Source organism: Clostridioides sp. ES-S-0006-03 (assembly GCF_020662275.1).
Taxonomy (GTDB): domain Bacteria; phylum Bacillota; class Clostridia; order Peptostreptococcales; family Peptostreptococcaceae; genus Clostridioides.
In genome coordinates, this window is record NZ_JADGMM010000040.1 from 1 (window position 1) to 653 (window position 653).

At 45.5% G+C, this 653-nt stretch carries 3 tRNA genes and 2 rRNA genes; all 5 read right to left on the bottom strand.

Annotation, left to right across the window (positions count from 1 at the left end):
* Window positions 1–50: 50 nt before the first annotated feature.
* Window positions 51–126: transfer RNA gene (locus tag IR151_RS20030), tRNA-Val, on the bottom strand.
* A gap of 5 nt (window positions 127–131) precedes the next feature.
* Window positions 132–206, bottom strand: a tRNA-Glu gene (locus IR151_RS20035).
* A gap of 6 nt (window positions 207–212) precedes the next feature.
* Window positions 213–287: transfer RNA gene (locus IR151_RS20040), tRNA-Asn, on the bottom strand.
* A 7-nt stretch (window positions 288–294) separates the two neighbouring features.
* Window positions 295–411: ribosomal RNA gene (rrf, locus tag IR151_RS20045) — 5S ribosomal RNA — on the bottom strand.
* A 135-nt stretch (window positions 412–546) separates the two neighbouring features.
* Window positions 547–653, bottom strand: a 23S ribosomal RNA gene (locus IR151_RS20050); the annotation flags it as partial.

The following is a 653-nucleotide window of genomic DNA, read 5'->3' on the forward strand; positions in this document are numbered from 1 at the left end:
TCCAGCGTGACAGGCTGGCATTCTAACCAACTGAACTACCAGGCCGCAAATGGTGGGACCAGCAGGGCTCGAACCTGCGACCCCCTGCTTGTAAGGCAGGTGCTCTCCCAGCTGAGCTATGATCCCACAAATGGTGACTCGTAGGGGAATTGAACCCCTGTTACCGCCGTGAAAGGGCGGTGTCTTAACCTCTTGACCAACGAGCCATTTATTGGCTCCAAGGGTGGGGCTCGAACCCACAGCCTACCGGTTAACAGCCGGTTGCTCCACCGTTGAGCTACCTTGGAACATCTAACGTGGCTATGTCCTACTCTCCCAGGCAGTTTCCCACCAAGTACCATCAGCGCTAGAGAACTTAACTTCTGTGTTCGGAATGGGAACAGGTGTATCTTCTCTGCTATTATAACCACATTTCTTTTTTGTTGCTAGGACAAGTATAATATTAACATTTTTTGTTATTTTTGTCAATACTTTTTTCATACTTTTTTTCAGAGTTAACACTCTAAAAACTACATATATATTTTAGTCAATGAACATCAAATAATATTGGTCAAGTCCTCGACCTATTAGTATCGATAAGCTAAATACATTGCTGCACTTACACCTTCGACCTATCAACCAGATAGTCTTTCTGGGGTCTTACCCTTGCGGTG